Source organism: Microbacterium sp. CGR2 (genome assembly GCF_003626735.1).
Taxonomy (GTDB): domain Bacteria; phylum Actinomycetota; class Actinomycetes; order Actinomycetales; family Microbacteriaceae; genus Microbacterium.
In genome coordinates, this window is record NZ_RBHX01000001.1 from 170,823 (window position 1) to 194,798 (window position 23,976).

The following is a 23,976-nucleotide window of genomic DNA, read 5'->3' on the forward strand; positions in this document are numbered from 1 at the left end:
CGCGGATGCGTGGCCGCTACCTCACGTCGCGGTTCATGAATGTGATCCCTCCCGCCAGAAGCGCGGCGAGCACCCAGCCGGCCGACACCAGGGCAGCCAGAGAGCTGCCGAGGCGGTCGTCGGGCAGGACTCCCACGGCGGTCACATCGAACCGGAAGGCTTCGAGCAGCGCAAGGACGGGGAGGTAGACGGCGCCGGCGCTCCAGAACGTCACGACGAGCATCGCCACGCCCATCGACATGGAAGCGACGAACAGGGCGACGAGATGAGCCTGCACGATCATCCCCAGTCCCATTCCCCAGAGGCCCGCAACGGCACCGACCGCGAGTGCGCCTGCGATGGACGACCAATCCACCGGGACAGTCCCCATGACGAGGGCGAGGGCTGTGTGACCACCAGCGAGACCGACGAGCGAGACGACCGCTCCGCCGAGCGCCGAGACGGGCAACCTGACGAGAAAGGTCGTCCATCGAGGCTGCAGCATCAGGCGCTGAGCGACGACACCATCACGCCGGTCGATGGTGTATCGGAACGAACCGTAGACGGCGGCGAGAACAGCGCCGTAGGTCGTGAGCACCGTGCCGAACGGCGCGGCGAGCGCCTCTCTGACCTCGAGCGGGGAATCCGCGAATTCCGGCGTGATGGTCATCGCCAACGACAGCGACAGCAGCAACGCCGCCGCACACACCCCGAGCAGGACGACGTCACCCGCCAAGCTGCGCGCCTGAGCTCGAAGAGCCCTGCCGATCACGCCCCCCTCCTGCGTCCCCGAACCCACGCGACCGCGACCAGGCCGACGGCCCACGCGAGCCCGACTGCGAGGGCGGGCCCGAACTGGAGCAGCCGACCCTGGTACCCGGGAACGCTCAAGGCAGCGAGGGCCAGACCGGGCGAGAATTTCGCCACCTCCGGAACTGTGCGCAACAACGCGAGCTCCACCGCCATCGGGAAAGCGAGAACGATGACCGCGGTCAGATAGTAGTTCCGAGCGATCCAGCCGATGGCGCCTCCGATGAGTGCGCCGAGGATCGCACCGGCCAGCGCCCCCGCATACGTTCGCCAGGCTTCCGGGGTGAGAGCGAGCGACATACCGTTCCGGCTCAGGATGAAGCAGACGCCCGCTGTCCACAGCGCCGAGACACAGACCGAAAGCGCGATCGCCACCAGCGCTCCCGCGACAAGTTTTCCGCAGAACGTACGACGGAAACCGACCCCGGTGAGCGTTCTCTCCATCGAGGCGTAGTAGTACTCGCGGGTCACAGCGTATGCACCGACGAACGCCGCCGAGATGGCGGACCAGGCGAGCGGCTCCAGCAGGCGGCTGGTGGCCGCGCCGGGCTCGAGGCCCGCGAGGTCGAAGCGCGAGCCGTCAGAGAAGAGCACGAACGCGGGCATGAGGAAGGCGACGAAGTAGATCGCCACGATGGACAGTCCGCTCACCGAACGCAGCACTTCGCTGCGAATCCCTCCCCTCATGCCAGCGCTCCTTCCACGAGATCGAAGTACTTGCTCTCCAGCGAATCGGCTCCGCTCGTCACGAGGTCGCCGAGACGCCCGGCGAAGAGCGCCCGCCGCTTGATGATCACGACCTCATCCACGACCTGCTCCAGCTCAGCCAGTTGATGGCTGGCGACCAGCACGGTTCCGCCGGCTTCGCGATAGCCGCGGAGGAATCTACGAAGCCAGCGGATGCCGTCCGGGTCCAGCCCGTTCGCAGGCTCGTCGAGGATGAGGGTTCGAGGCGATCCGATGAGGGCTGCCGCCAACCCGAGCCGCTGGGCCATCCCCGTCGAGAAGGTCTTCACGCGGCGGTGGGCATCGGAGGCGAGGCCCACTTCCTCGAGCACCTCGGCGACGCGGCTGCGCGGTGCGCCGGTCGCGAGTCGGGAGATCTCCAGGTGCCGCCGCGCAGTGATGCCCACTTCGAAGCCGAACCCGTCCATGTGGACACCGACGTGCGATGCGGGATTGTCGAGTGCGGAGAACGGCACGCCGTCGACGAGGCTGTCACCGCTCGTCGGCGTGAGCAAGCCGACGAGGGCTCGCAACGTGGTCGATTTCCCTGCGCCGTTCGGGCCCAGAAGCCCGACGATAGACCCCCGCGGCACGACGAACGACAGCTCCTCGACCGCGACCCGCCCGCCGTACTTCTTCGTGAGTCCTCGGACTTCAATCGCATGATCATTCATCGTCATCCCTTTCCTGCTTCTCCTTCTCGTTCTGCAGCCCTGACAGCGGCACCGTCACGCCGGTCGCCCAGAGGCTCTGCCACAGACTTCCCACGCCGAGCTCGACTCGCGCCTGCCCCGCGGAAGGCAAGATCCCGACCCCTGCGGATACGTCCACGCCGGCAACGACCGCCGCGGGAACCGACACACCTTCCGCCGCCACGGGAAACAGAGCATCGAGTGGAACCTTCGTCGGTTGCGGTCGCTGCGGGGTGACTGTGCCGTCACCCACCTGCTCATTCGCGAGAAGGCCGGTGTTCATCAGTACGACGCGGGCTCCCTCCGGCACGTCCGACTGGGCCTTCCCACCTGTGCGCACGAGGACCACACGGTCACCGTCAGTGATGAAACCGAGCGTGGTCACCAGGGGCACCGGAATCGAGGCTCCTGCGATCACGCCGCCGGCGACCAGGGCGGAGATGACGGCGAAGAATCGGGGGCGGGAAACACTCGACCGGAGGACTCGATGCAGCGCCCTGACGAGGATCACGATGCCGACGAGGACGACCACGGCTTCCAGTGCCACCACGAGCAGACCGAGAGCCGGCCCGCCTCCGGCGAGCGCCCTGCCGATGCGGGCGACGGCGAACAGCACCAGCGCGATCGGGGCGAGGAGGCTTGCAAGACCGAACGGGACGCTCCACCACCTGTCCACGTTCTTGCTCAGCTGCGGCCCGCCGAACAGGAAGCGGGTCAGGGAGTTCGCGCCGTCACGAATCGCTCGCCCCCGGAGATTCGGCTCGTCCAGTGCGCTCATCAGCGCGATGTAGCCGTCGAACCGCACGAACGGGACCAGATTGACCACGACGATGGCGATGCAGGACAGCGCGAGAAGCAGGAGGGTGTGGTCGACGGCCGGTTGAGGAAGCATCAGCGCGGCGAGGAGCGCGATCGCAGCGACGACGGCGTGCACTGCAGGTCCTGCCAGTGCGACGGCGACGCGTTGCCAGCGGCCCGGGAGGCGCCAGCCATCCGTCACATCGACGAAGAATGCCGGAGTGAGGTAGAAGAGCATGAAGCCGGCCCGGCGGGGTCTTCCGCCGAACCTCGTGAGAGTGAGTCCGTGCGCAGTCTCGTGAAGCAGGGTCATCAATGACAGTGCAGTGACGAGGATGACGAGGTCCGGTAGCGGCAGCGGCCGACTGAGGACGTTCAGCAGGTCTCTCACCTGCAGGATCGCGGCCACGAGCCCGAGGCACATCAGGACGGCAACTGCTGCCTGCAGCGGTCGACGTGACAGTGGGAAGACCAGGCGATCCAGACGGCGGAAGATGGCGGGCGCGCGGAGCGTGGCGATCTGCACGGTGAAAGGTGGCCGATAGGTCACTCGTCCGGGTGGGAGGTTCGTGTCACCTTCGAGAAGTCCACTGGCACGGAACCGCTGGACCAGGTGAAGGAAACTCTCCATCGATTCGGAGGCGGCGAAGCGCCTGTGCAGATCGCGCAGCCCGGTCTCGCCATCCATCGCTGTCAGCAGATCGACGACCGTCCGCGAGACCCTTGATGTGGGCACGTCATGGTGCACCGCAATCCACATACCCTCGTCTGCGGCTTCCTCGAACGCGACGCCGACAGCGAGAAGCGGGCGGGCGTCCGCAGTGAGTGGAGCGGAAGAGAGGGGCTTTCGTCGGCGAGCGGAACTAGGAGGAAGCATCGTCGCGCACCCCTCCCCGGCGTGCCGCGCACACCGTCTTGAGGAGAACGATGTCCACCCCGCGATGTGCTCGAATGGGAGAGATCTCGGGTGCGGCGAAGCCGGCGTCGACCAGCTCGTCCGAGAGCACCTCGGGGCTGAGCACTCGCAGGCGACTCGTGAACACCGTCACTTCGCGGCCGTCCGCGATGTCGGAGGCACGAACCCAGTTGACGAGACGCGCGGCGCCATCCTCCTCCATCTGCTGCGAGAACACGTAGGTCTCGTCCCCACCCGGCCCGGGGACGCTGATCTCTTCGTCTCTGGGCACTGCAAGGCTCGCCGCCGAGGCGCCTGTCGCGACGGTGAAAGCGAAGACCCCGTCAACGGCAAGGTGGCGTTGCACACTCGCGTAGAGGCGCGACCTTCCCGGACGGTCGAGCAACGTGATGGATGTCGCACCGATGACGACAAGCCCGTATCGACGCTCCAACGAGAAGTCCCGCATGTCCGCGACGGCACACTCCAGCCCCGCCTCATCCGGCAAGGCCCGACGGAGGTGAGCGAGCATGTCGTCGGAGAGATCGATCGCGGTCACCCGCCTGCCGGTTCTCACCAGGGGGACCGTCAGCCGGCCACCTCCTGCGGCGACGTCGAGAATCGGCCCCGCGGTATTTCTCGCGAGCGCCAGCACCTCTCTGATCTCCGCACGGTCGCAACCCACCAGCCGCTCGTAGAAGTCTGTGCCCGCTCCTGCGTACAGGTCTTGCTCCCGGGCAGCCGCCCCCGCCGTGTCGAGCCGCGCCGATATGGCGTCGGTGATCGAACCTGACATTCACTCATCACCTCTCATCGGGACCAATGGGGTGCGGGCGACCAGACCGCCCGCACCCCCTCGGTCAGGTCGCGATCGCTGCCGCACCACCGACGATGGTGATGATGTAGCTCACGTGCTCCCACCATTCAAGCGGCGCGTCGATTTGTTCGAGTTCCACGAACTCGAGCGATTTCTTCTGCAATTCCCACCTCCTTGCTGGCGGCCATTCCTACGTCAAGGCCAGGATTCCGATGATCACGCCCACGGCAAATCCTCGAACGAAATCATCGGTGTCATTCAGTGCTTCCATCGCCTCGAGTTCAGTGAACTCGAGCCTCGGCGACACAGCTTGCATCGCCTACCTCCTCTCTCCGTCTCGATCTCGGTCCCGGCGGGATCACGTCGCAGCGGCCGCGCCGATGCCTATCAGCACCAGCGCGCCAATCGCGCCTTTGTAGAAGCTCTCCCAACTGGGCGCTTCCATCTCGTCCAGTTCTTGGAACTGGATCTTCTCTACCCTTGTGTTCATTCGATTCACCCCCTTCGAACGGAATAGGAAGGTCGGCCGCCTTCGCCGACTTTCTGTCGGCTCCAGTGGGAATCACGGAGCACATCGCAGAAGTCTTCCGCCACGAGTTCGGCGAGCATCGGTTGGCGATTTCCCCATGCCTTCTCGGTGGCCACCGCGATACGGCAGATATGGTCGGCGTTCGGCGCTCTCGGAATGGGAATTCTCCAGCGTCGGATGAGGGCGGATATGCCCTCGGCTGGGTCCAGGGGAAGGTCCGCTCGTTGCGAGACGCCTGCCCAGAAGTTCTCGAGGCTCTGCCGATCACCCCACCGTCTGTCTCCGGAGCAGATCCGGCGCCAGACCGCAGCGATCACGGCTGCCGTCGCGACCATCTTGCGAATCCCGAGCAGGAACGAGACTTCGTTCGCCACGTACCAATGACGGGCACTGTACGGGTCTCGGCCCCGCAGAGCAGCGGTGCGCTGGGTGGCCGCACTCAGACGCGCGAGGCGCAGTCGTCCCGAAGCAGAAGCCGAGTCACGAGTCGCCGACTCGAGGAGAGCGCGCCCGAGAGCGACGGCATCGCTGTTCCCTCTCGGGCTTCTCTGTGAACTCGTGGATGCGCCCGCCAGACGGAGAAACGCCTCCAGCGCTCCCTCTTCGACCATGTCGGGCGTGAGAGTGCTCAGGTTGAGCGAATCGATGATGGCATGGCGCGGTCGCAGGGAACGTCCGACGATGAGCCGATGGCCTTCTTCGTTGGTGACGACGCCGACGCTGTTGGTTTCCGACGAGGTGCCCAATGTCGTCGGAACTGCGACGATATCGATGGGCGGCGGAGCATCGGGCAAGAAGGTCAGCGCCGACCGTGCGGCATGCCCCACGACGTAGTCGAGCACCCGCCCTCCGGCGAGCGCAAGAGAGGCGATCTTGCCGACGTCGAGAACACTGCCTCCGCCGACAGCCACGATGACGTCAGGCCGCCAGCGAGCGATCTTCCGTGCGATCGCGACCGCGATCGTGATGTCTGCTGACGACGCGTCGACCTCTATCCTCCTGGCCGGGCAACTCGCCAGGAACGGGACGGTGAGCGCCGCATCCGTGATCACGAGGGTCTCACGCCCTGCAGTGAGGCGCTCAGCCACTTGAGAGGCCACCCCGTGCCCGTGCCAGAGTGTGGGAACCCTTCCTGCAAATCCCGAGGTCACGCGAACTCCCCCTGGACCTGCGCCAGCCCGGCCCGCACAGCCGAATCCACTTCGAGTAGATCGCTGGCGGTGAATCCATACGCCGGAATCAGCCCGATGGAGCTCGGCCCGGGCTGCACGAGGACGCCGTTCTCGGCGATGGCGGCGACCACTCGGAGCACCTCGAGCCCGGAGAGCGGCGTTTCATTCTGGTGTCGAAGCCCCAGTCCGAGAAAGCAGCCACGTCCTGTCATCTCCGTCACGACACCGTCCGTCTTCCACGATCTCGCCAGGCGCAGCAGCTCCGCCGCAAGGGCTCGCGTGGTCGATTCCACGTCGATACGGCGAAGTTCGTCGATCACCGCGACAATGGCGGCCGCACAGGCCGGCGTTCCCGCTTGTGTCTCACCGTGGACGAAGGTCCAGCCACCGCGGACGAATTCGGAAGCGACACGGACCCCCACGAGGAGCGCCGCTGCCCCCATCGCGCCGTTGGTCAACGCTTTCGACAGGATGAGCACATCGGGTCCGGCAGCCCATTCGTCGGTGGCGAGCATCGACCCCGTGCGGCCGAACCCTGTGGCCACCTCATCCGCGACGATGAGGAACCCGTACTCGTCGCGCAGGGCGAGAAGGCGATCTATGAACACGTCCGACAGTGCGTGTGCACCGCTGCCCAGGATGGGCTCGACGACGATAGCGGCCACTCTGGAGCCTTCACGCTTCAACAGCGTTTCCAGCTCTTCTCCGTCGTCATCGTGCGCGACGTGCCTCACCGACCGGCGGTCGACCGAATAGACGGATTGCAGCAGTGCGTCTCCGCTCAGCGCGTGGCTGCCGTACATGGTGCCGTGGTAGCTGCCTGACAGACCGACGATGAGCGAACGGGACCTGGCGCCTTTCTGGAACCAATACTGTCGTGCGAGTTTCATCGCGGCGTCGTTGGCCGCGCCGCCCGACGTGGAGAAGACGACCCGGCTGTATCTGGTCGGGTCCGCGAGTTCGATGAGAGCATCCGCCGCAACTTCCGCGTACCGGTGCGGCGCTCTGAACAACGACAGGTAGGAGGCGTCGTGAGTCGCTTTGCTCACGGCTTCGGCCACCGCGAGGTTCCCAAAGCCGAGTGGAACATTCCACAGTCCGCTCGTCGCGCACAGACGTGTGGTTCCGTCAGCGAATTCGATGCGATGCCCGGCGGCGGAGACGGCGACACGATCACGCGTGAAGCTCGCGTCTGCAGGGAGCATCGAGGTCCAGAGCGCATGAGGGACTCTCGACGTCCGCTCTCCTTCGACCATCATGAGGCGTCGACTCGCCTTCCGAAGTGGGCGTCGAGCGCGGCGACAGCTTCGAGGCACAGCACGTTCGCCACAGGAGTACGCACACGAAGCTGCCGAGCCACTCGCTCGACCGCGATCTCCAGCGTGCTCGAGGTCTGAGTGGCGGCCACCACCGTGGCCGTCGACGGCGACAGCAGCTGGCGGCGCAGAGTTCGGGTGTCTGCGAACACGAAGCCCTCTGCCGTTTCCAGCAGGAATGGATCCGCGGTCAGCGGCTCGGCATCGGCGAGACCGTCGTCGAGAAGGGACCACCCGAATCCCGAGATCTTTGCGGCCCCGTTTGCAAGCCGGAGCATTTTCATGAGGTCCGTCGCGTTGAGGTACCGTTCGATCCGTTCGCGATTGCGCCCGTCATCCGTGAGCACCTCTCGCGGCGCACGATCTCCCCACGCCACGGCACGAGGGAGCGGGAGGGCGAGCAAGGCCAGCAGCTCGTCGACGCCGCCGAGGACCTCGCCCTGTACACCGACGCTGACCCTGCCTTCCGCGCTCACTCTGATGGCGGTCGGCTTCTCGAGCTCACCCGGTCTCGCCAGGGCGGCGCGATCCGCGAGGAGAACGCGCGGGTCGATCAATGCCGACGGAAATACTCCGGTTCGACGAGCCAGTTCGGCGTCGTCGAGAAAAGCCCGCCAGCTGGATGCGTCGAGGATGCACACTGCGGTGGGACCGACGATATGGACGAATGCCGCAGCGACATACTCCTGGAGTTCCACACCGCGTTCACCGATGAACAGCTCGTCGCCGACCTCATTCAGGGCGCCCCGGTACCGCACGACGCGGGCACGCCCCGCGAACGGTCCACTCTCCGCAGGCAGAAGAATCACGTCCTCCGCGCCTGCCACCTCCTCGACACCTTCTGCCGTGGCCCCGTTGTCGACCAGGAACACCCGCGGATACGACTCTCGGGCTCCGGTCAGCCATTCGCGCAGAGCCCGCGGTCCCACGAGTTCCGGCGCGGTCCCCTCTGCGTCTTCTCGCATCATGCGCCGCCTCGCGTGCGTCGCGCCCAGCTCGCGCTCCCCTGCATGCTTCCTCCCGCTGTCATAGCTCATCTGGCCTCGATACGTCCTCGTATGAGGCTATAGAGAAGCCCTACAAGGTGCAATATTCTGCGCGCAGGTCTCGCTGTCGAGCGCGCGTCGCGTCGGCACCCGCACCGGATGACCTGTCACTGCCCACCCGAGCCATCGGATAGGATGGACAGGTTGTTACCTGGTGACGTGTCCGAGCGGCCGAAGGAGCACGCTTGGAAAGCGTGTGTTGTGCAAGCAACCGCGGGTTCGAATCCCGCCGTCACCGCCAGAGAAAAAGGGCCCCGCATCAGCGGGGGCCTTTTCTGCATCGACCGGAGCGTCAGTCTCCGGCAGGCTGGAAGCGCACGCCGTAGCTCTGCGCGCCCGGAGCGGCGGGGAGCCGCGTCATTCCGAGACGCTCGTAGAACGCGGCAGCGCCGACGTTGTTCGGGTCGATACCCAGATGCAGCCCGGACACGCCTCGCCTCGTCAACTCGGCGAACAGCGTCTCCATCAGTCGGCGTCCGAGGCCTTGACCCTGCGTCTCCGGCAGGAGATCGATGTGCAGGTGAGCGGGGTACTCGGCCGCGTTCGGCTCGATGCCCGGCATCCGGGTGTAGCCGTAGTCGACCATGCGATCTTCCCGCGTGACGATCTCGGCCGGTCGGGGGTGGGCCGCGCTGCGCGTAGGCCACCATTCGTCGCGGAACCACGTGTAGAACGCATCCGTGTCGTCGGTCGCCACGATGTAGCCGATGGCGCGGCCGTCATCGGTTTCCACCACCCAGGCGAGGTCCGGATGCCGCTCGACGTAGGGGACGGCGAAGAGGTCGCCCCAGAGGCTGTCGTCGCTCAGGATGCCCGTCGCGTCGCCGCCCGCATCCGCGGTCTGCACACAGATCTCGGACACGGCGGCGCGATCTGCGGGGCGGTAGGGGCGGATGCTCGACATTGCGGACTCCTCGGGATCTATCGGGGCGCCGTCAGCTTATCGGCCGACATATCCTGCTGCGGCCCCCGCGCCCACGGCAGGAGCCAGGCGCCGAGCACCAGAACAACACCCGCGCCCACGAGCGCTCCACCCAGGGTGTCGGTCGCCCAGTGCACCGACAGGAACGTGCGCGAAAGGGCCATCCCGAGAATCCAGAGAGCGCCGAGGAGCGCCGTCCACACTCGGGGAAACAGGATCCAGAACACGAATGCGACCGTTGCGGCGTTGGCTGCATGACCAGAGGGGAACGAGCCGTAGTCGCTCAGCACCAGCATGTCGTCCGGTCGAGCGCGGCCGAAGAGCTGCTTCAGCAGCTGCACCACACCCGCGCTGACGGCGAAACAGATCGCGGCGAAGATGGCACTGCGCCATTGCCGTGTGAGCACAAGGGTGAGGATCGCCAGCAACGGCACCCCGAGGATGGCCACCCAGCCGCCGCCGATCCAGTCCATCGCGAGCGCGAAGGAGAGCATCCAATCGCCGCGGATGCCGGCGATCATCTGGTTCCACCACTGATCGAACCCGGGGGGCTCGGAGTAGCCGAACACGATCGCGGCGCCCAGCGCCGTCGCGAGGACGAGGCAGCCGACACCCCACCACAGCAGCATTCGCCTGTTCATCGTCTTATTCTGGCTGATGAATCCTGAACACTCAGGGATTGAGCATCGCCACAGTCCGCGGACGGACGATCAGCCACAGCGCGAGGATGCCGATCACGGCGCATCCCACCATGACCGAGGCCATGGTCGTCGCAGTGATGCCGGCATCATTGGACACCCATCCGACAACCGGCGACACCAGACCCGCGACACCGAAGTTCACCGCGCCGAGGATGGACGCCGCCGTCCCCGCTGCCTTCCCGTGACGGTCCAGCGCCAGCACCTGCACGTTCGGGAAGGTGAAGCCGCACGCGGTCATGAAGACGAACAGCGGCACGACCGTGCCCCACAGCCCGAGGCCGAGCTGGTCGGTGAGGATGATCGTGACGCCCGCGAGCAGCATCACGCCGGTCGAGTATGCGAGCACCCACTGCGGCCCGAACCGGGCGGCCAACCGAGACGCGGCCTGCACTCCCGCGACGACGCCGAGCGAGTTGACCGCGAACAGCAGGCCATACTGCTGGGCATCGAGGCCATGCGTCCCCTGGAACAGGAACGGAGATGCGGAGAGGTACGAGAACAGACCGGAGAAGGTCATGCCGCCGATGACCAGCACACCCAGGAACACCCGGTCGGAGAGCACTGAACGGTACCGCTGCAGCATGGTCGCGCCGCCGCGGTCCTGTCGTCGCGCGACGGGGAGCGTCTCCGGAACGAAGAGGACGGCCGACACCAGCATCACGATGCCGTAGGCGGCGAGGAAGCCGAAGATGCCCCGCCACGGCATCAGCGTCAGCAACCAGGAGCCGATCAGGGGGGCGATGACCGGCGCGACGCCCGAGACCAGAGCCAGCCGCGACAGCATGACCACCAGCCGGCGACCGCCGAACAGGTCGCGGACGATCGCCATCGCCACCACGCCACCCGCCGCCGCACCGATGCCCATCAGCACGCGCGCAGCGCTGAGCAGGGCCAGATCCGGCGCGAACGCCGCGCCGAGGCTGGCGAGGACGTGCAATGCCGTCACCGCGATCAACGGAACCCGTCGCCCGACCTTGTCACTGAGCGGTCCGACCACGAGCTGCCCGACCGCGAAGCCGATCATGGTCCCGGTGAGCGTCAGCTGGATCGCGGCCGCAGTGGTCTGGAAATCCTCCTCCAACACCGGGAATGCCGGGAGATACAGGTCGATCGTGAACGGCCCGAGCGCCGTGAGCGCCCCGAGCAGCACGATGTAGAGCGTCCGGCGCCCGTGCGAGAGCGCGTCGCCGGGGTGAAGCATGATGGGCGCCGTCGAGGGGTTCGCGCCGAGTGTCCGGATGGCGCCCGTCGCCGTGGACGTGCGGATGCTGCCGGTGACGGTGCGGATGCCGCCGGTGGTCGTGCGGCCCGGCTGCGGGGTCGAAGGAGTGGGGCCAGTGTGGGGAGCGTCAGGCACGACGGTCCTTCCGAATTCAGGAGGCGTGCGTGGTCGAAACGATTCGGCCAGGGGAAGCGTCCATGCTATCGGAGTCCGCAGGTGCGGGAATCAGTGAGCGAGCCGAGCGACCCGTGCGAGCCCTTCGTCGAGATCGGCGATCAGGTCGTCGACGTCTTCGATGCCGACCGAGAGCCGCACCACGTTCTCCGGAACGGCGAGCGCGGTGCCGCGCACCGACGCGTGGGTCATCTCCGGCGGATACCCGATGAGGGATTCCACGCCGCCCAGCGACTCGGCGAGCTGGAAGAGCGAGGTGCTCTCCGCGAATGCCCTCGCCGCGTCGGCTCCGGCGGCCAGCCCGAGTGACAGCATCCCGCCGAAGCCGCTCATCTGCCTCGCGGCGATGTCGTGTCCAGGGTGCGAGGCGAGACCGGGGTAGAAGACCCGCTCGATCTCATCGCGTCCCGCCGCCCATTCGGCGATGGCCTGCGCGTTGGCCGAGTGCTGACGCATCCGCACGGCCAGAGTCTTGATGCCGCGTGTCGTCAGCCAGGCGTCGAGCGGCGCCGAGACCGCACCGACAGCGAACTGCTGGAACTTCACCTGATCGAAGAAGCGCTCGTCGCCGAACACCACCGCTCCTCCGAGCACGTCGGAGTGCCCGCCGAGGTACTTGGTCGTCGAGTGCACGACGAGGTCAGCCCCCAGTGCGAGAGGCTGCTGGAGAGCGGGCGACGCGAAGGTGTTGTCCACCACGACGATGGCCCCCGCCGCGTGCGCGACCTCGGCGATCTGCGCGATGTCGACGACCTTCAGCAGGGGGTTGCTCGGAGTCTCCAACCAGATGATCTTCGTCTCCGGGCGGATGGCCGCGCGGATGACGTCGACGTCGGCGAGCTCGACGGTCGTGGTCTCGATGCCCCACGGCGTGAGGACCTTGGTGAGCAGACGGTACGTGCCGCCGTACACGTCGTTGCCCAGCAGCACGTGATCGCCGGGCTTCAGGATGCCGCGCAGCAGCGCATCTTCGGCGGCGAGTCCGGATGCGAAGGAGAGCGCACGGGACCCGCCCTCGAGCGCCGCGAGCTGCGTCTCGAGGGACGAACGCGTGGGGTTGCCGGCGCGGTTGTACTCGTACCCCTCGCGGAAGCCGCCGATGCCGTCCTGCACATGGGTCGAGGACTGGTAGATCGGCGGGATGATCGCGCCGGTCGTCGGGTCGGGCGCCTGGCCCGCGTGGATGGCTCGGGTGGCGAAGGCATGCTCGGACATGACCTCAGCCTACGACCGGGGCGCGCGCGGCATCCGTTCCTGTTACGTCCCGCGTCGTCGTCACCGCGACAGGTACGCCAGCAGGTCCTGCCGCGTGAGCACCGTGTGCGGCTTGCCATCTTCTGTCACGAGCAGCGCGTCGGCATCGGCCAGCGCCGCGCGCGCCTGTGCGACCGACGCGTGGATGCCGATCAGCGGGAGCCGCTCGCCGACATGGTCGCCCACGGCGTCCGTCGGGTTCGCGTCTCCGCGGAACAGGAGGTCGAGCAGCCCCTTCTCGTCGACGGTGCCGACGACCTCGCCCATCATCACGGGCGGCTCGGCGCTGAGGACGACCAACTGGGACACGTCGAACTCGGTCATCATCGCGATGGTCTCGAGCACGGTGTCGCTGGGGTGCGCGTGCACGAGGTCCGGAATCGCGGAGTGCGGTCCTCCGGCCCGACGATGCGCTCGAGCCGTGAGCACATCGGCGACGGTCTCGCCCTCCTCCACGTCGCTGAAACCGTAGGAGCGCATCCATCCGTCGTTGAAGATCTTGCCCAGGTAGCCACGGCCGCCGTCGGGGAGCAGGACCACCATCACCGCGTCCGCGGGCAGGTCTCGTGCGGTGCGGAGCGCGCCGACGACCGCCATGCCGCTGGAGCCACCGACGAGGATGCCTTCCTCCCTGGCCAGGCGCCGTGTCATCGCGAAGGCTTCGGCGTCGCTCACCGCCACCACCTCGTGCGGAACCGTGGGGTCGTACGCCCCCGGCCAGATGTCTTCGCCCACCCCCTCCACCAGGTAAGGGCGACCGGTTCCGCCGCTGTACACGCTCCCCTCGGGATCGACGCCGATGATGCGGACCCGATCGTCCGAGACGTCGCGGAGATAGCGCCCGGCGCCGGTGATCGTGCCTCCGGTCCCCACTCCCGCGACGAAGTGGGTCACGCCGCCGTCGGTGTCGCGCCAGATCTCCGGACCCGTGGTCTCGTAGTGGCTGCGCGGCCCGTTGGGGTTCTCGTACTGATTCGGCTTGAACGCACCGGGAATCTCGCGCGCCAGGCGGTCGCTCACGCTGTAGTACGACTCCGGGCTGTCCGGCGCGACCGACGTCGGCGTCACCACGACCTCAGCGCCGTACGCCCGCAGCACGTCGATCTTGTCGGCGCCGACCTTGTCCGGCACCACGAACACGCACGCATAGCCCCGCTGTTGCGCGACCAGCGCCAGACCGACACCGGTGTTCCCGCTGGTGGGTTCGACGATCGTGCCGCCGGGCCGCAGATCGCCGGCCTTCTCTGCGGCATCGATGATCCGCCGAGCGATCCGGTCCTTCGCGGAGCCCCCGGGGTTGAGGTACTCGAGCTTCACGAGCACCGTGCACGCGACACCCTCTGTGACGTGCTGGAGCTTCACCAGGGGCGTGTCGCCGACGAGGTCGACGATGGACTCTGCGTACTTCATGACTTCAGGGTACGGCGGCGGATGCCGCGGGTGGGGACATGTTGCACCCGCCCGCGGCTTCCCCCATGCACCGGAGGGTCAGCCCTTGGTCGAGCCGGCCAGCAGTCCGCGAACGAAGTAGCGCTGCAGGGCGAAGAACACGATCAGCGGAACGATGATCGAGACGAACGCTCCGGCGGTCAGCAGGTACCAGCCCTCACCGCGACCGGTGATCTCGGCCAGGACCTTCGTGATCGGCGAAGCGGCGCCGTCTGCGAACACCAGAGCGACGAGCAGATCGTTCCAGACCCACAGGAACTGGAAGATCGCCACGGATGCGATCGCCGGCATCGTCAGCGGCAGCACGACCCGGAAGAAGATCTGGCCACGGGAGGCACCGTCCACTCGCGCCGCCTCGATGATCTCGCCCGGAATCTCCGACATGAAGTTGTGCAGCAGATAGATCGCCAGCGGAAGCGCGAACATCGTGTGCGCGATCCACACCTGGGCGTATCCACCCGACGCATTCAGGCCGGTGGTCGTCTGCAATCCGAACAGGTTGATGCCGGTCGAGAACGACGTCAGCAGCGGCACCAATGCCATCTGGATCGGCACGATCTGCAGGGCGAAGACGAAGATGAACAGGGCGTTGCGGCCCTTGAAGTCGATCCACGCGAACGCATACGCCGCCATCGCCGCGATCATCAGCGGGATGAGGGTAGCCGGGATCGTGATGACGATCGAGTTGAAGAACGACTCCAGGATCGTCAGCTGCGTGGTTCCGGACTGCAGCACCGCCACATAGTTGTCCAGGGTGAACTCCGGGTTGGTGAAGGCTTCCCACCACCCGGAGCTGTCGATGTCGTCACGCGGCCGGAACGAGGAGATGAACAGACCCAGGGTCGGGATCGTCCACAGCACCGCGATCAGGATCGACGCTGCCGTGGCCCACGGGCGACTGAGACGCTTGCGCACGCGACCCGCAGAGGCGTCGAGGCGTCCCCCCGTGGTGATGGCCCTTGTGCTCGCGGCATCCGCCGTGGGCTCGGCCGTGCCGGAATTCGTCGAGGTGGTCATCGGATCTCCCGCTGCTTCTTGAGCTGGCGTGCGTTGTAGATGACGATCGGCAGCACCAGGATGAACAGGATGACGGAGAGCGCGGCACTGCGTCCCGCCTCGAACTTGGAGAACTGGGTGTACATCTCGTTGGCGAGCACCGAGGTTCCGTAGTTTCCACCGGTCATCGTGCGAACGATGTCGAAGACCTTCAGCGAGGCGATCGAGATCGTCGTCAAAACGACGATGAGGGCCGGCCGGATCGACGGGATCGTCACAGACCAGAACCGCTGCCACGCGTTGGCGCCGTCGAGTTCGGCCGCCTCCAGCAGTTCCGCCGGAACGCCCTTGATCGATGCCGAGAGCACGACCATCGCGAAACCGGTCTGCACCCAGATCAGCACCACGATCAGCGCCAGGTTGTTCCACGGCTCGTTGAGGAGGAACTGCTGGGGTTCGCCGCCGAACCAGACCAGGATCTGGTTGAGCAGACCGATCTGCTCGAACTCGGGACCGCGGTACGTGTACACGAACCGCCAGATGATGCTGGCTCCCACGAACGAGATGGCCATCGGCATGAACACGAGCACCTTGTAGATCTTCTCGCCGCGCGTGCGGTCGATGAAGACGGCGTAGGCGAGACCGATCAGCGTGGAGAGAGTCGGCACCAGCAGCACCCACACGATGGTGTTCACCACCGAGGTGACACCGTCTTCCTGCGTGAAGATCCAGATGTAGTTGGCGAAGCCGACGAAGTTCTGTCCGGTGGAGTTCCAGAACGAGGAGTACACCGTCTGCAGCGACGGAAGGATGAGTCCGACCAGCAGCAGCAGCAGCGCTGGCGCCATGAACGCGACGAGTTGGATCAGGTAGCCCGCGCCGTCGCGGGACCGGTAGTCCAGGAAGAAGAACAGCGCGCCGACCGCGACCGCCACTCCCATGGCCCAGTAGTAGGAGTTGAAGAACCACATCACCGCGAGCGGGATGAGAAGACACATCGCCAGCCGGATGCCGGTGTACAGCGCGCCCTTGCGCGGTGCGATGTCCACGAGAAGCAGGATGGCGACGACGACCACCGCGAAGGCGATGACCACCACCAGGGCCTGCAGGATCGGCGGGAGCGTGCCGATCCATTGGAAGAATACTGTCGCGTTCACGGATGCCCCTTCGTCACGCGTGCGGGATCTGCGGTCCGCACGAACGCGTGGGGACCGTGAGCGAGAAGGGCCGCCCCGCAGGGCGGCCCTCCTGCTCGATCAGCTGGCGGGCCAGCCGGTCTCGATCTGCGTGAGGACCTCATCGGTCGACGTGCCGTTGATCCAGGCGACGATGCCCTTCCAGAACGTGCCAGAGCCGACGGCGCCGGGCATCTGGTCGGAACCGTCGAAGCGGAAGGTGACCTCTTCGTCCTGGAGCAGCTTGATGGACTCCTGGAGGATCGGGTTCTCGACGGCTTCGATGTCGATGCCCTTGTTCGCCGAGGTCACACCACCGAGCGCGAGTCGGCTGTCTGCCCACTCCGGGCTGGAGAGGTACTCCAGCACCTTCTGGGTCGACTCGTCTTCGCTGAACGCGCCGACGATCTCGCCGCCACCGGTGATCATCGTCTCGTCTGCGCTCTCACCCGGGGTCATGAAGGCCCACACGTCGCCGTCTTCGGCGACGTTGGTGCCCTCGGGGAAGAAGCCGGAGAGGAACGATGCCTGGTGCGTCAGCGCGCATTCGCCCGCGGCCACCTTGGGAGCGACGTCACCGAACGCGGTGGAGTTGATCGAGCGCACGTCACCGAGACCGGCGTTGACGTACTCCGGGTTCAGGAGGATGGTGCCGACCTGCTCGAAGGCTTCCTTGATCTGCGGGTCGGTGAAGGGGATCTCGTTCTCGACCCACTGGTCGTAGACCTCGGTGCCGGAGTTGCGCAGCACGATGTCTTCGACCCAGTCAGTGCCGGGCCAGCCGGTGGCGACACCGGACTCGAAGCCCGCGCACCACGGTGCGGCACCGCTCTTCTCCTTGATGGTGTCGGTGAGGGCGATCATCTCGTCCCACGTCTTGGGAACTTCGACGCCCCACTCCTGGAACTTCGTCGGGGAGTACCAGATCCAGCCCTTGACGCTCGCCATCAGCGGCGCGCCGTAGAACTCGTCCTCGTAGGTGCCGAACTCGACCCAACCTTCGGTCCAGTACTCGTTCGCGTTCTCCTCGACCGCATCCGGTGCCGGCTTCAGCAAGTCGCGGGACGCGTAGTCCGCGAACAGGCCGGGCTGCGGGAAGATCGCGATGTCGGGCGGGTTCCCGCCCTGTGCGCGGGTGCCGAGCTGCGTCTCGAAGTCCTGGCTCCCCTCGTACTTGATCTCGATGCCGTTCTCTTCTTCCCAGTCCGCCCAGGACTCCTGAAGGAGTTCGGCCTCGGCGTCGACGATGGTGCCGTAGATCGTGACGCTCTTGTCGTCGTCACCCCCGCCACCTCCACCCTCGGGTGCACCGCCGGGTGCCCCGCATCCGGCGAGCGCGACGCCCGCGACCCCCAGCAGGGCGAGCGGCATGAGCCGCCGGGAACGCTGTGACAGAGTCATGTGAATTCTCCTCTTCGAGTACAAGGCCCCCTCGCCCGACGCCACCCCTGGTGTCGGTGAGGAACCGATTCCAGGCCAACCTACTTGGCTTCCGCTCCCCGACACAACAGTGCAGGGTCACAAGCTCGCAACCTTTCGCCCTCGGGAAAGGTTCGCCGTGGGAGCGCTCCCTCGGTGAGCGTATGGAACCGGTTCCCTTTCGCGTCTCGAACGGATACGCTGACACCCGTCACGCGTGGCGACGTCGCCCGAGCGCCGCGCGACCAGGTCGAGGAGGACCGATGAGCACGATCGCCGATGTCGCGGCACGTGCCGGCGTGTCGAAGGCGACGGCGAGCCGTGCGCTCAGCGGACGAGGCTACGTCTCCGAGACGACCCGTCGCCAGGTGGCGGATGCCGCCCGCGATCTCGCCTACGTCGCGCACTCCTCTGCGACCAGCCTCGCCACCGGCAGAACACAGACCGTCGGCGTGGTCATGCCCCCGGTCGACCGCTGGTTCCACGCCGAGCTGCTCGCCGGCATCCAGGAGTCGCTGCTGGCGCTCGAATACGACCTCTCGCTCTACGGCGTGCCGGAGAGCTCCCCCGCCAGGGAACGGCTCTTCGAGCGCATCCTCCCCCGCCGGCGGTTCGACGGGATCATCGCCGTGGGCATCATGCCGAGCACGGTCGAACTCGAACGCCTGCAGCGGTCGGGGCCGCTGGTGTGCGTCGGCCCTCACGCCGAGGAGTCCGACGCCGTCGGGATCGACGACTCCGCGGCCGCCCGCATCGCCACGGAACACCTGATCGAACTCGGGCACACCGCCATCGCGTTCCTCGGCGGGTCGACGGATGCTGCCACGCTGAGCGTCGGCGACGCCCGCCGCCTCGCCGGTTACGGCGAGGCGCTCCAGGCGGCGGGTCTCGGCGCCCACGCGCGCGTCGCCGGTGCTCTGCCGACGATGCCGGGCGGGTACGCCGGGGCGGCCGGGCTGCTCGGCGATCGGAGGAACCGACCCACGGCCATCGTCGCGGTGTGCGATGAGGCGGCGATCGGTGCGGTGATCGCCGCGCGGAGCCTCGGCATCGCCGTGCCGACCGAGCTGAGCGTGGTGGGTATCGACGACCACGAACATGCCGAGATGTTCTCGCTGACCACGATCGGGCAGTCGCCCCGGGAGCAAGGGCATGAAGCGGTCCGCCTGCTCACCCGCCGGATGGCCCATCCGGATGCACCGCTGGAGCCCGCCGCCGCAGCATCCGCCCTGGTGATGCGCAGTTCGACCGCCGCTCCGCGTTGACCCGGGCTCGGCGACCCGCGCCCGAACGCACGAAGGCCCCGGGACGAACCCGGGGCCTTCGGTGAAGCGGTGAGACGCTGATTACTTGAGGGTAACCGTGGCGCCTGCTGCCTCGAGGGCTTCCTTCGCCTTCTCGGCGGCTTCCTTGGTCGCGCCTTCGAGCACGGCCTTGGGGGCACCGTCGACGACGGCCTTGGCCTCGCCGAGACCCAGCGAGGTGAGCTCGCGGACGGTCTTGATGACCTGGATCTTCTTGTCGCCAGCAGCCTCGAGGATGACGTCGAAGGAATCCTTCTCCTCGACCTCTTCGACAGCTCCGCCGCCTGCGCCGGCAACGGCGACGGGGGCAGCAGCGGTGACCTCGAACTTCTCCTCGAACGCCTTCACGAAGTCGTTGAGCTCGACAAGGGTCAGGCCAGCGAACTGCTCGAGCAGCTCCTCAGTGGTGAGCTTCGCCATGATGTATCTCCTAATAGATGGGGTTTGTGAGAAAAGATCGCCGGCCGCTCACGCGGCTTCGGCGGTCTCCAGCTTTTCGCGAAGCGCGTCGATGGTGGCCGCAGCCTTGCCCATCGTCTGCTTCATCATTCCCGCAGCCTTCGCCAGCAGAACCTCACGGCTCTCGAGCGCGGCGTACTTGTTGACCTCGTCGGCGGAGAGGGCGTTGCCCTCGAAGACGCCGGACTTGATCACGAGAAGCGGGTTGGCCTTGGCGAAGTCACGCAGAGCCTTGGCGGTGGCGACGAAGTCACCGTGCACGAAAGCGACGGCCGACGGACCCTTGAGGTCGTCATCCAGCGCAGTGATCCCCGCTTTGTTCGCGGCGATCTTGGTCAGCGTGTTCTTCACCACGGCGTACTCGGCGTCCTGACGGATGCTGTTACGCAGCTCCTTGAGCTGGGCAACCGTCAGACCGCGGTACTCGGTCAGCAGGACGGCGTTCGAGTTCTCGAATGACTTCGTGAGCTCGGCGACCGATGCATCCTTCTGCGTCATGGTCACTCCTTGGTGTGTACGAGGCGCCGCACGGTGGTGGGGCGCCGACCTGGACCACCTGCAGAAAGAAAAAAGCTCCGGCGCAAGCGCACGGAGCTTTGAGAAGTTCGTGACACCTGCGCGGGACCCTGCTTCTGCAGAGCTTCGATCGCCTGACGTTTGCACGCACGACGATGACCAGCGGTCTTCGGTTGGTACAACTCTACCTCACCGCATCCGCCCTCCCAAATCACCGCCGTGCTCCGGTCGCGCTTCTGCAGCCACCCGGCGCTGAGAGAGGTGCAGAAGTGCGACGGAAGCGATGTCGGCGACCGTCAGTGACGGTCCGCTGCGCGACCGGTGTGACCGGCCAGCGCGTCTGCGGCGCGGATGAGCGTGAGATGCGAGAGAGCCTGCGGAGTGTTCCCGGCCTGACGATCATGGGGCACGTCGTACTCCTCGGCCAGCAGCCCCAGATCGTTCACCATCGCGAGGAGTCGGCGCATCAGATCCTCGGCGTCGGCGATGCGCCCGCTCGCCGCATACTGCTCCACGAGCCAGAAGCTGCACGCGACGAACGGATGCTCATCGCCGGGGAGTCCGTCGACCCCGCTCTCCGTGCGGTAGCGGAGGACGAAACCGTCGCGCAGGAGCGTGCTCTCGATCCGCGCGACCGTGGCCAGCATCCGCGGATCATCGGCGGCGCAGTAGCCGACCTGAGGCAGCACGAGCAGGGAGGCATCCACCTCTGCGGAACCGTAGTGCTGGACGAAGTATCCGCCGTCCGGGTCGACCCCTGCGTCGTCGATCTCCCGCCGAAGCGCATCGCGTGCGGCTTCCCATCGCTCCGCATCGCCCGCAAGCCCGTGCTCCCGGACAGCACGCACACCGCGATCCAGTGCGGCCCACATCATCACGCGGGAGTGTGTGAACCGCTGCGGTTCGCCGCGGATCTCCCAGATGCCGTTGTCCGGTCGGTCGAGCCCCGCGGTCACGCGCTCCACCAGGGCGCGCTGGAGAGGCCAGGAGAACGGGCCCTCCTCCAGGCCTGCGAGCCGTGCCGCCTCCAGTGCCACGAGGACCTCGCCGATGACATCGCCCTGGTACTGGTCGACGGCGCCGTTGCCGATCCGCACCGGCGCGGCACCCTCGTAGCCGGGGAGGCTGGTGAGCACCCGCTCTGCCAGGTCGCGCTCCCCCGCGATGCCGTACATGATCTGCACCTCGCTCGGCTCGCCGGCGATCGCTCGGAGCAGCCACTGGCGCCACTCGTGGGCCTCGGCGAGAAAACCGTGGGAGATGAGCACTTCGAGGGTGAGCGCGGCGTCGCGCAGCCAGACGTAGCGGTAGTCCCAATTGCGGGAACCACCGAACTCCTCGGGCAGCGAGGTGGTCGCTGCGGCGACGATGCCCCCCGTGTCACGGTTGGTCAATGCGCGGAGCACGAGCAGCGACCGGACGACCTCATCGCGATGCGGACCGTCGTGGACGATGCCGCTCGCCCATTCCCGCCACCACGTCTGCGTCGCCGTGAACGCGGCCTCCACGTCGAGCGGCGCCGGCGGTTGCTCGTGCGAGGGGAACCAGCTCAGCACGAGGTCGCAGTGCTCGCCGGCTTCGATCACGACGCTGCCGTGATGCGCGTGATTCTGGGCGGTGAGGCGCGTACCGCGGACGATCACGGCCTCCGGACCGGCCGCCGCGTGCAGAGCCGGCGCCGAGTGCGTGCCCACCTGCCGCACCCAGGGCAGCGAGCGCGAGTAGTCGAAATGCAGGCGCAACTCGGTGACGAACTCCACACGACCCGAGATTCCCACGATCCTTCGCACGACGTCGGTGCGGTCCGGCTCCAACGGCATGAACTCGTGGACTTCCGCGACGCCATCCGCGCTGTTCCAGCGCGTGACGAGGACGAACGTGTCAGAGAGATAGTGCCGTTCCGCCGTCGCGTCGGCGTCGCGCGGCCGGAGACTCCACCGTCCGTTGCTCGGCTCGCCGAGAAGCGCACCGAACAACGAGGGCGAGTCGAACCGGGGCAGGCAGAGCCAATCCATACTCCCTTCGCGAGAGACGAGAGCGCCGGTGCGGCAGTCGCTGAGAAGGGCGTAGTCCTCGATCGGTGCAGGCATTTGCTGATTGTGGCATGCGCGTTCGAGAGGACACATGCGCGGGCGACAGGTCAGCGATTACGGTGGTGCCATGACGGATGCGACCACGCTCGTGATCTTCGGTGCCGGCGGAGACCTGACATCCCGGCTCCTGCTTCCCGCTCTGGGCCAGCTGCTGACCCGTGAGCCCTCCCGCACGGTGCGCGTCGTGGGAGCCGATCGGGAGGAGCTGACCGATGCCGACTTCCAGACCGTCGTGCGGAGCGCCTTCGCGACCGTCGACGCCCAGAAAGCAGCATCCCGTGTGGAGGTCGAGTACCGCCGCACGGACATCACCAGCGCCGAGGACCTGACAGCTCTGTTCGGCGGATTCACAGGCCAGGTCGCGCTGTACTTCGCCGTGCCGCCGTCTGTGGCCGAGAAGTCCGTGCAGGTCATGACCGCCGAGATGCTCCCCGAGGGCGCGGTCCTGGTCATGGAGAAGCCGTTCGGCATCGACGAAGCGAGCGCCCGCACGTTGAACCGGACCCTCACGTCGCTGGTGCCCGAGAACCAGGTGTTCCGGGTCGACCACTTCCTCGGCAAGTCGACGACGCTGAACCTGCTGGGCGCGCGCTTCGCCAACCGACTGTTGGAACCGCTGTGGACGGCGGAGAGCATCGAGTCCGTGGACATCGTCTACGACGAGGCTCTCGCGCTCGAAGGCCGCGCTGGCTACTACGACGGGGCGGGCGCCTTGGTCGACATGATCCAGAGCCACCTGCTCCAGGTGCTGGCGGTGCTCGCGATGGACGAGCCCGCCACCCTCGACGAGATCGACTTCCGCGAGGCGACCAGCGCCGTCCTGCGGGCCACTTCGGTCTGGGGTGACGACCCGGTGTCCGCTTCACGCCGGGCGCGCTACACGGCCGGAAACGTGCAGGGCATCGACAAGCCCTCCTATGTCGACGAGCCGGGCGTCGATCCGGAACGCGGCACCGAGACTCTCGCGGAGGCGACCTTCGAGGTGCGCAACGCACGCTGGGCCGGGGTGCCTTTCCGACTCCGCTCCGGGAAGGCGCTCAGTGCGCCGGCGACCGAGATAGTCGTGCGCTTCCGTGCCGTGCGACACGTCCCCGCAGGCCTGACGGGCTCGGCAGACGGCGCCGTGCTGCGCTTCTCCCTCGGACCGGATCGGGTCTCCCTGGAACTCAACCTCAATGCCGCGGAAGACCCCTTCGAACTCGAACGGGCCACTCTCTCGGCAGAACTCGGCGAGGGCGCGTTGAAGGCCTACGCCGAAGTGCTCTCCGGCATCCTGGACGGCGATCCCCTGCTGGCCGTGCGTGGCGACGCCGCCGAGCAGTGCTGGCGGATCGTCGAACCGATCCTGAAGGCCTGGCGGCGTGGAGATGTGCCGCTCGAAGAGTATGCCGCCGGGTCTTTCGGGCCCGAGGGATGGTCGCCACGACACTGAAACCCGGTTCTCGGCGTCGGTCGATGCTGCGGCACGGCGTGTATGGACATCGACGTCGGCGGACGGGGTTAGGGTCGAGG

24 protein-coding genes and 1 tRNA gene are annotated in these 23,976 nt (G+C 66.9%); 3 read left to right on the forward strand and 22 right to left on the reverse strand.

From position 1 onward, the window contains the following. Nucleotides 1-16: 16 nt before the first annotated feature. The 11 genes from D7252_RS00900 to mpaB all read right to left on the reverse strand — a co-directional run bounded on the left by D7252_RS00900 (nucleotide 17) and on the right by mpaB (nucleotide 8,699). Entirely contained in the window at nucleotides 17-751 is a 735-nt protein-coding gene (locus tag D7252_RS00900; RefSeq protein WP_120773682.1) for a hypothetical protein, read from the reverse strand. Next, a complete protein-coding gene (locus D7252_RS00905; RefSeq protein WP_120773683.1) occupies nucleotides 748-1,476 on the reverse strand; it encodes an ABC transporter permease in 729 nt (242 codons plus the stop codon). Before D7252_RS00905 ends, D7252_RS00900 begins: the two co-directional genes overlap by 4 nt. Further along, complete coding sequence (locus D7252_RS00910) at nucleotides 1,473-2,195, reverse strand: ATP-binding cassette domain-containing protein (protein WP_251050547.1); 723 nt, start codon at nucleotides 2,193-2,195, stop codon at nucleotides 1,473-1,475. The genes D7252_RS00905 and D7252_RS00910 overlap by 4 nt, the downstream gene beginning before the upstream one ends. After that, the gene (gene mpaP / locus D7252_RS00915; protein ID WP_308162431.1) at nucleotides 2,182-3,882 is read right to left on the reverse strand and encodes a daptide biosynthesis intramembrane metalloprotease; all 1,701 of its coding nucleotides are present in this window, start codon (nucleotides 3,880-3,882) and stop codon (nucleotides 2,182-2,184) included. Before mpaP ends, D7252_RS00910 begins: the two co-directional genes overlap by 14 nt. Continuing rightward, nucleotides 3,869-4,696 (reverse strand): daptide-type RiPP biosynthesis methyltransferase, encoded by an 828-nt coding sequence (gene mpaM, locus D7252_RS00920; protein WP_120773685.1) that lies wholly within the window; start codon nucleotides 4,694-4,696, stop codon nucleotides 3,869-3,871. The genes mpaP and mpaM overlap by 14 nt, the downstream gene beginning before the upstream one ends. A gap of 64 nt (nucleotides 4,697-4,760) precedes the next feature. After that, nucleotides 4,761-4,880 carry an MpaA3 family daptide-type RiPP gene (mpaA3, locus tag D7252_RS20500; RefSeq protein ID WP_308162432.1) on the reverse strand — a complete coding sequence of 40 codons (120 nt, stop codon included), beginning with the start codon at nucleotides 4,878-4,880 and terminating at the stop codon, nucleotides 4,761-4,763. 27 nt (nucleotides 4,881-4,907) lie between these two features. Next, on the reverse strand, nucleotides 4,908-5,033 hold the full coding sequence (mpaA2, locus tag D7252_RS20560) for an MpaA2 family daptide-type RiPP (protein WP_374225751.1): 126 nt from the start codon (nucleotides 5,031-5,033) through the stop codon (nucleotides 4,908-4,910). A 42-nt stretch (nucleotides 5,034-5,075) separates the two neighbouring features. Further along, entirely contained in the window at nucleotides 5,076-5,207 is a 132-nt protein-coding gene (gene mpaA1 / locus D7252_RS20295) for an MpaA1 family daptide-type RiPP (RefSeq protein WP_259461028.1), read from the reverse strand. 5 nt (nucleotides 5,208-5,212) lie between these two features. Further along, nucleotides 5,213-6,397, reverse strand: coding sequence for a daptide-type RiPP biosynthesis dehydogenase (mpaC, locus tag D7252_RS00925; RefSeq protein WP_120773686.1), 1,185 nt, complete (start codon nucleotides 6,395-6,397; stop codon nucleotides 5,213-5,215). Beyond that, a complete protein-coding gene (gene mpaD, locus D7252_RS00930; protein ID WP_251050549.1) occupies nucleotides 6,394-7,677 on the reverse strand; it encodes a daptide-type RiPP biosynthesis aminotransferase in 1,284 nt (427 codons plus the stop codon). Before mpaD ends, mpaC begins: the two co-directional genes overlap by 4 nt. Beyond that, entirely contained in the window at nucleotides 7,674-8,699 is a 1,026-nt protein-coding gene (mpaB, locus tag D7252_RS00935; protein ID WP_120776727.1) for a daptide biosynthesis RiPP recognition protein, read from the reverse strand. The genes mpaD and mpaB overlap by 4 nt, the downstream gene beginning before the upstream one ends. 234 nt (nucleotides 8,700-8,933) lie before the next feature. Between mpaB and D7252_RS00940 the strand changes: the two genes are divergently transcribed. Then, nucleotides 8,934-9,021 (forward strand) — tRNA-Ser (locus D7252_RS00940). Nucleotides 9,022-9,072: 51 nt separating this feature from the next. On the opposite strand, the gene D7252_RS00945 is transcribed toward D7252_RS00940, so the two are convergent. The 8 genes from D7252_RS00945 to D7252_RS00980 form a co-directional block, all read right to left on the reverse strand. Then, a complete protein-coding gene (locus D7252_RS00945; RefSeq protein ID WP_120773688.1) occupies nucleotides 9,073-9,684 on the reverse strand; it encodes a GNAT family N-acetyltransferase in 612 nt (203 codons plus the stop codon). Nucleotides 9,685-9,701: 17 nt separating this feature from the next. After that, the gene (locus D7252_RS00950) at nucleotides 9,702-10,343 is read right to left on the reverse strand and encodes a phosphatase PAP2 family protein (RefSeq protein WP_251050554.1); all 642 of its coding nucleotides are present in this window, start codon (nucleotides 10,341-10,343) and stop codon (nucleotides 9,702-9,704) included. Nucleotides 10,344-10,374: 31 nt separating this feature from the next. Next, nucleotides 10,375-11,760: a multidrug effflux MFS transporter gene (locus D7252_RS00955; RefSeq protein ID WP_374225752.1), complete on the reverse strand. Its 1,386-nt coding sequence runs from the start codon at nucleotides 11,758-11,760 to the stop codon at nucleotides 10,375-10,377. A gap of 90 nt (nucleotides 11,761-11,850) precedes the next feature. After that, complete coding sequence (locus tag D7252_RS00960; protein ID WP_120773690.1) at nucleotides 11,851-13,014, reverse strand: cystathionine gamma-synthase; 1,164 nt, start codon at nucleotides 13,012-13,014, stop codon at nucleotides 11,851-11,853. 60 nt (nucleotides 13,015-13,074) lie between these two features. Continuing rightward, the gene (locus D7252_RS00965; RefSeq protein ID WP_120773691.1) at nucleotides 13,075-14,463 is read right to left on the reverse strand and encodes a cystathionine beta-synthase; all 1,389 of its coding nucleotides are present in this window, start codon (nucleotides 14,461-14,463) and stop codon (nucleotides 13,075-13,077) included. Between the two features lie 78 nt (nucleotides 14,464-14,541). Beyond that, on the reverse strand, nucleotides 14,542-15,519 hold the full coding sequence (locus D7252_RS00970; protein WP_120773692.1) for a carbohydrate ABC transporter permease: 978 nt from the start codon (nucleotides 15,517-15,519) through the stop codon (nucleotides 14,542-14,544). Continuing rightward, entirely contained in the window at nucleotides 15,516-16,655 is a 1,140-nt protein-coding gene (locus D7252_RS00975) for a carbohydrate ABC transporter permease (protein WP_120773693.1), read from the reverse strand. Before D7252_RS00975 ends, D7252_RS00970 begins: the two co-directional genes overlap by 4 nt. A gap of 99 nt (nucleotides 16,656-16,754) precedes the next feature. Next, nucleotides 16,755-18,074, reverse strand: a complete 1,320-nt coding sequence (locus tag D7252_RS00980; protein WP_120773694.1) for an ABC transporter substrate-binding protein — start codon at nucleotides 18,072-18,074, stop codon at nucleotides 16,755-16,757. Nucleotides 18,075-18,355: 281 nt separating this feature from the next. On the opposite strand from D7252_RS00980, the gene D7252_RS00985 reads away from it, so the two are divergent. After that, complete coding sequence (locus D7252_RS00985) at nucleotides 18,356-19,357, forward strand: LacI family DNA-binding transcriptional regulator (RefSeq protein WP_120773695.1); 1,002 nt, start codon at nucleotides 18,356-18,358, stop codon at nucleotides 19,355-19,357. Between the two features lie 81 nt (nucleotides 19,358-19,438). On the opposite strand, the gene rplL is transcribed toward D7252_RS00985, so the two are convergent. From rplL to D7252_RS01000, 3 genes are all read right to left on the reverse strand, one after another. Continuing rightward, complete coding sequence (gene rplL, locus D7252_RS00990; protein ID WP_120773696.1) at nucleotides 19,439-19,816, reverse strand: 50S ribosomal protein L7/L12; 378 nt, start codon at nucleotides 19,814-19,816, stop codon at nucleotides 19,439-19,441. A gap of 48 nt (nucleotides 19,817-19,864) precedes the next feature. Then, complete coding sequence (gene rplJ, locus D7252_RS00995) at nucleotides 19,865-20,353, reverse strand: 50S ribosomal protein L10 (protein ID WP_120773697.1); 489 nt, start codon at nucleotides 20,351-20,353, stop codon at nucleotides 19,865-19,867. 314 nt (nucleotides 20,354-20,667) lie between these two features. Beyond that, nucleotides 20,668-22,461, reverse strand: a complete 1,794-nt coding sequence (locus D7252_RS01000; protein ID WP_120773698.1) for a glycoside hydrolase family 15 protein — start codon at nucleotides 22,459-22,461, stop codon at nucleotides 20,668-20,670. Nucleotides 22,462-22,531: 70 nt separating this feature from the next. On the opposite strand from D7252_RS01000, the gene D7252_RS01005 reads away from it, so the two are divergent. Continuing rightward, nucleotides 22,532-23,896 carry a glucose-6-phosphate dehydrogenase gene (locus D7252_RS01005; protein WP_120776729.1) on the forward strand — a complete coding sequence of 455 codons (1,365 nt, stop codon included), beginning with the start codon at nucleotides 22,532-22,534 and terminating at the stop codon, nucleotides 23,894-23,896. Nucleotides 23,897-23,976 lie beyond the last annotated feature (80 nt).

What these genes read in the sequence shown, in the direction of transcription:
- D7252_RS00905 (WP_120773683.1), bottom strand. Translation starts at nt 1,476, where the DNA reads ATGAGGGGAGGGATTCGCAGCGAAGTGCTGCGTTCGGTGAGCGGACTG.
- D7252_RS00910 (WP_251050547.1), bottom strand. Translation starts at nt 2,195, where the DNA reads ATGACGATGAATGATCATGCGATTGAAGTCCGAGGACTCACGAAGAAG.
- mpaP (WP_308162431.1), bottom strand. Translation starts at nt 3,882, where the DNA reads ATGCTTCCTCCTAGTTCCGCTCGCCGACGAAAGCCCCTCTCTTCCGCT.
- mpaM (WP_120773685.1), bottom strand. Translation starts at nt 4,696, where the DNA reads ATGTCAGGTTCGATCACCGACGCCATATCGGCGCGGCTCGACACGGCG.
- mpaA2 (WP_374225751.1), bottom strand. Translation starts at nt 5,033, where the DNA reads ATGCAAGCTGTGTCGCCGAGGCTCGAGTTCACTGAACTCGAGGCGATG.
- mpaA1 (WP_259461028.1), bottom strand. Translation starts at nt 5,207, where the DNA reads ATGAACACAAGGGTAGAGAAGATCCAGTTCCAAGAACTGGACGAGATG.
- mpaD (WP_251050549.1), bottom strand. Translation starts at nt 7,677, where the DNA reads ATGATGGTCGAAGGAGAGCGGACGTCGAGAGTCCCTCATGCGCTCTGG.
- mpaB (WP_120776727.1), bottom strand. Translation starts at nt 8,699, where the DNA reads ATGCGAGAAGACGCAGAGGGGACCGCGCCGGAACTCGTGGGACCGCGG.
- D7252_RS00945 (WP_120773688.1), bottom strand. Translation starts at nt 9,684, where the DNA reads ATGTCGAGCATCCGCCCCTACCGCCCCGCAGATCGCGCCGCCGTGTCC.
- D7252_RS00950 (WP_251050554.1), bottom strand. Translation starts at nt 10,343, where the DNA reads ATGAACAGGCGAATGCTGCTGTGGTGGGGTGTCGGCTGCCTCGTCCTC.
- D7252_RS00960 (WP_120773690.1), bottom strand. Translation starts at nt 13,014, where the DNA reads ATGTCCGAGCATGCCTTCGCCACCCGAGCCATCCACGCGGGCCAGGCG.
- D7252_RS00965 (WP_120773691.1), bottom strand. Translation starts at nt 14,463, where the DNA reads ATGAAGTACGCAGAGTCCATCGTCGACCTCGTCGGCGACACGCCCCTG.
- D7252_RS00970 (WP_120773692.1), bottom strand. Translation starts at nt 15,519, where the DNA reads ATGACCACCTCGACGAATTCCGGCACGGCCGAGCCCACGGCGGATGCC.
- D7252_RS00980 (WP_120773694.1), bottom strand. Translation starts at nt 18,074, where the DNA reads ATGACTCTGTCACAGCGTTCCCGGCGGCTCATGCCGCTCGCCCTGCTG.
- D7252_RS00985 (WP_120773695.1), top strand. Translation starts at nt 18,356, where the DNA reads ATGAGCACGATCGCCGATGTCGCGGCACGTGCCGGCGTGTCGAAGGCG.
- rplL (WP_120773696.1), bottom strand. Translation starts at nt 19,816, where the DNA reads ATGGCGAAGCTCACCACTGAGGAGCTGCTCGAGCAGTTCGCTGGCCTG.
- rplJ (WP_120773697.1), bottom strand. Translation starts at nt 20,353, where the DNA reads ATGACGCAGAAGGATGCATCGGTCGCCGAGCTCACGAAGTCATTCGAG.
- D7252_RS01000 (WP_120773698.1), bottom strand. Translation starts at nt 22,461, where the DNA reads ATGCCTGCACCGATCGAGGACTACGCCCTTCTCAGCGACTGCCGCACC.
- D7252_RS01005 (WP_120776729.1), top strand. Translation starts at nt 22,532, where the DNA reads ATGACGGATGCGACCACGCTCGTGATCTTCGGTGCCGGCGGAGACCTG.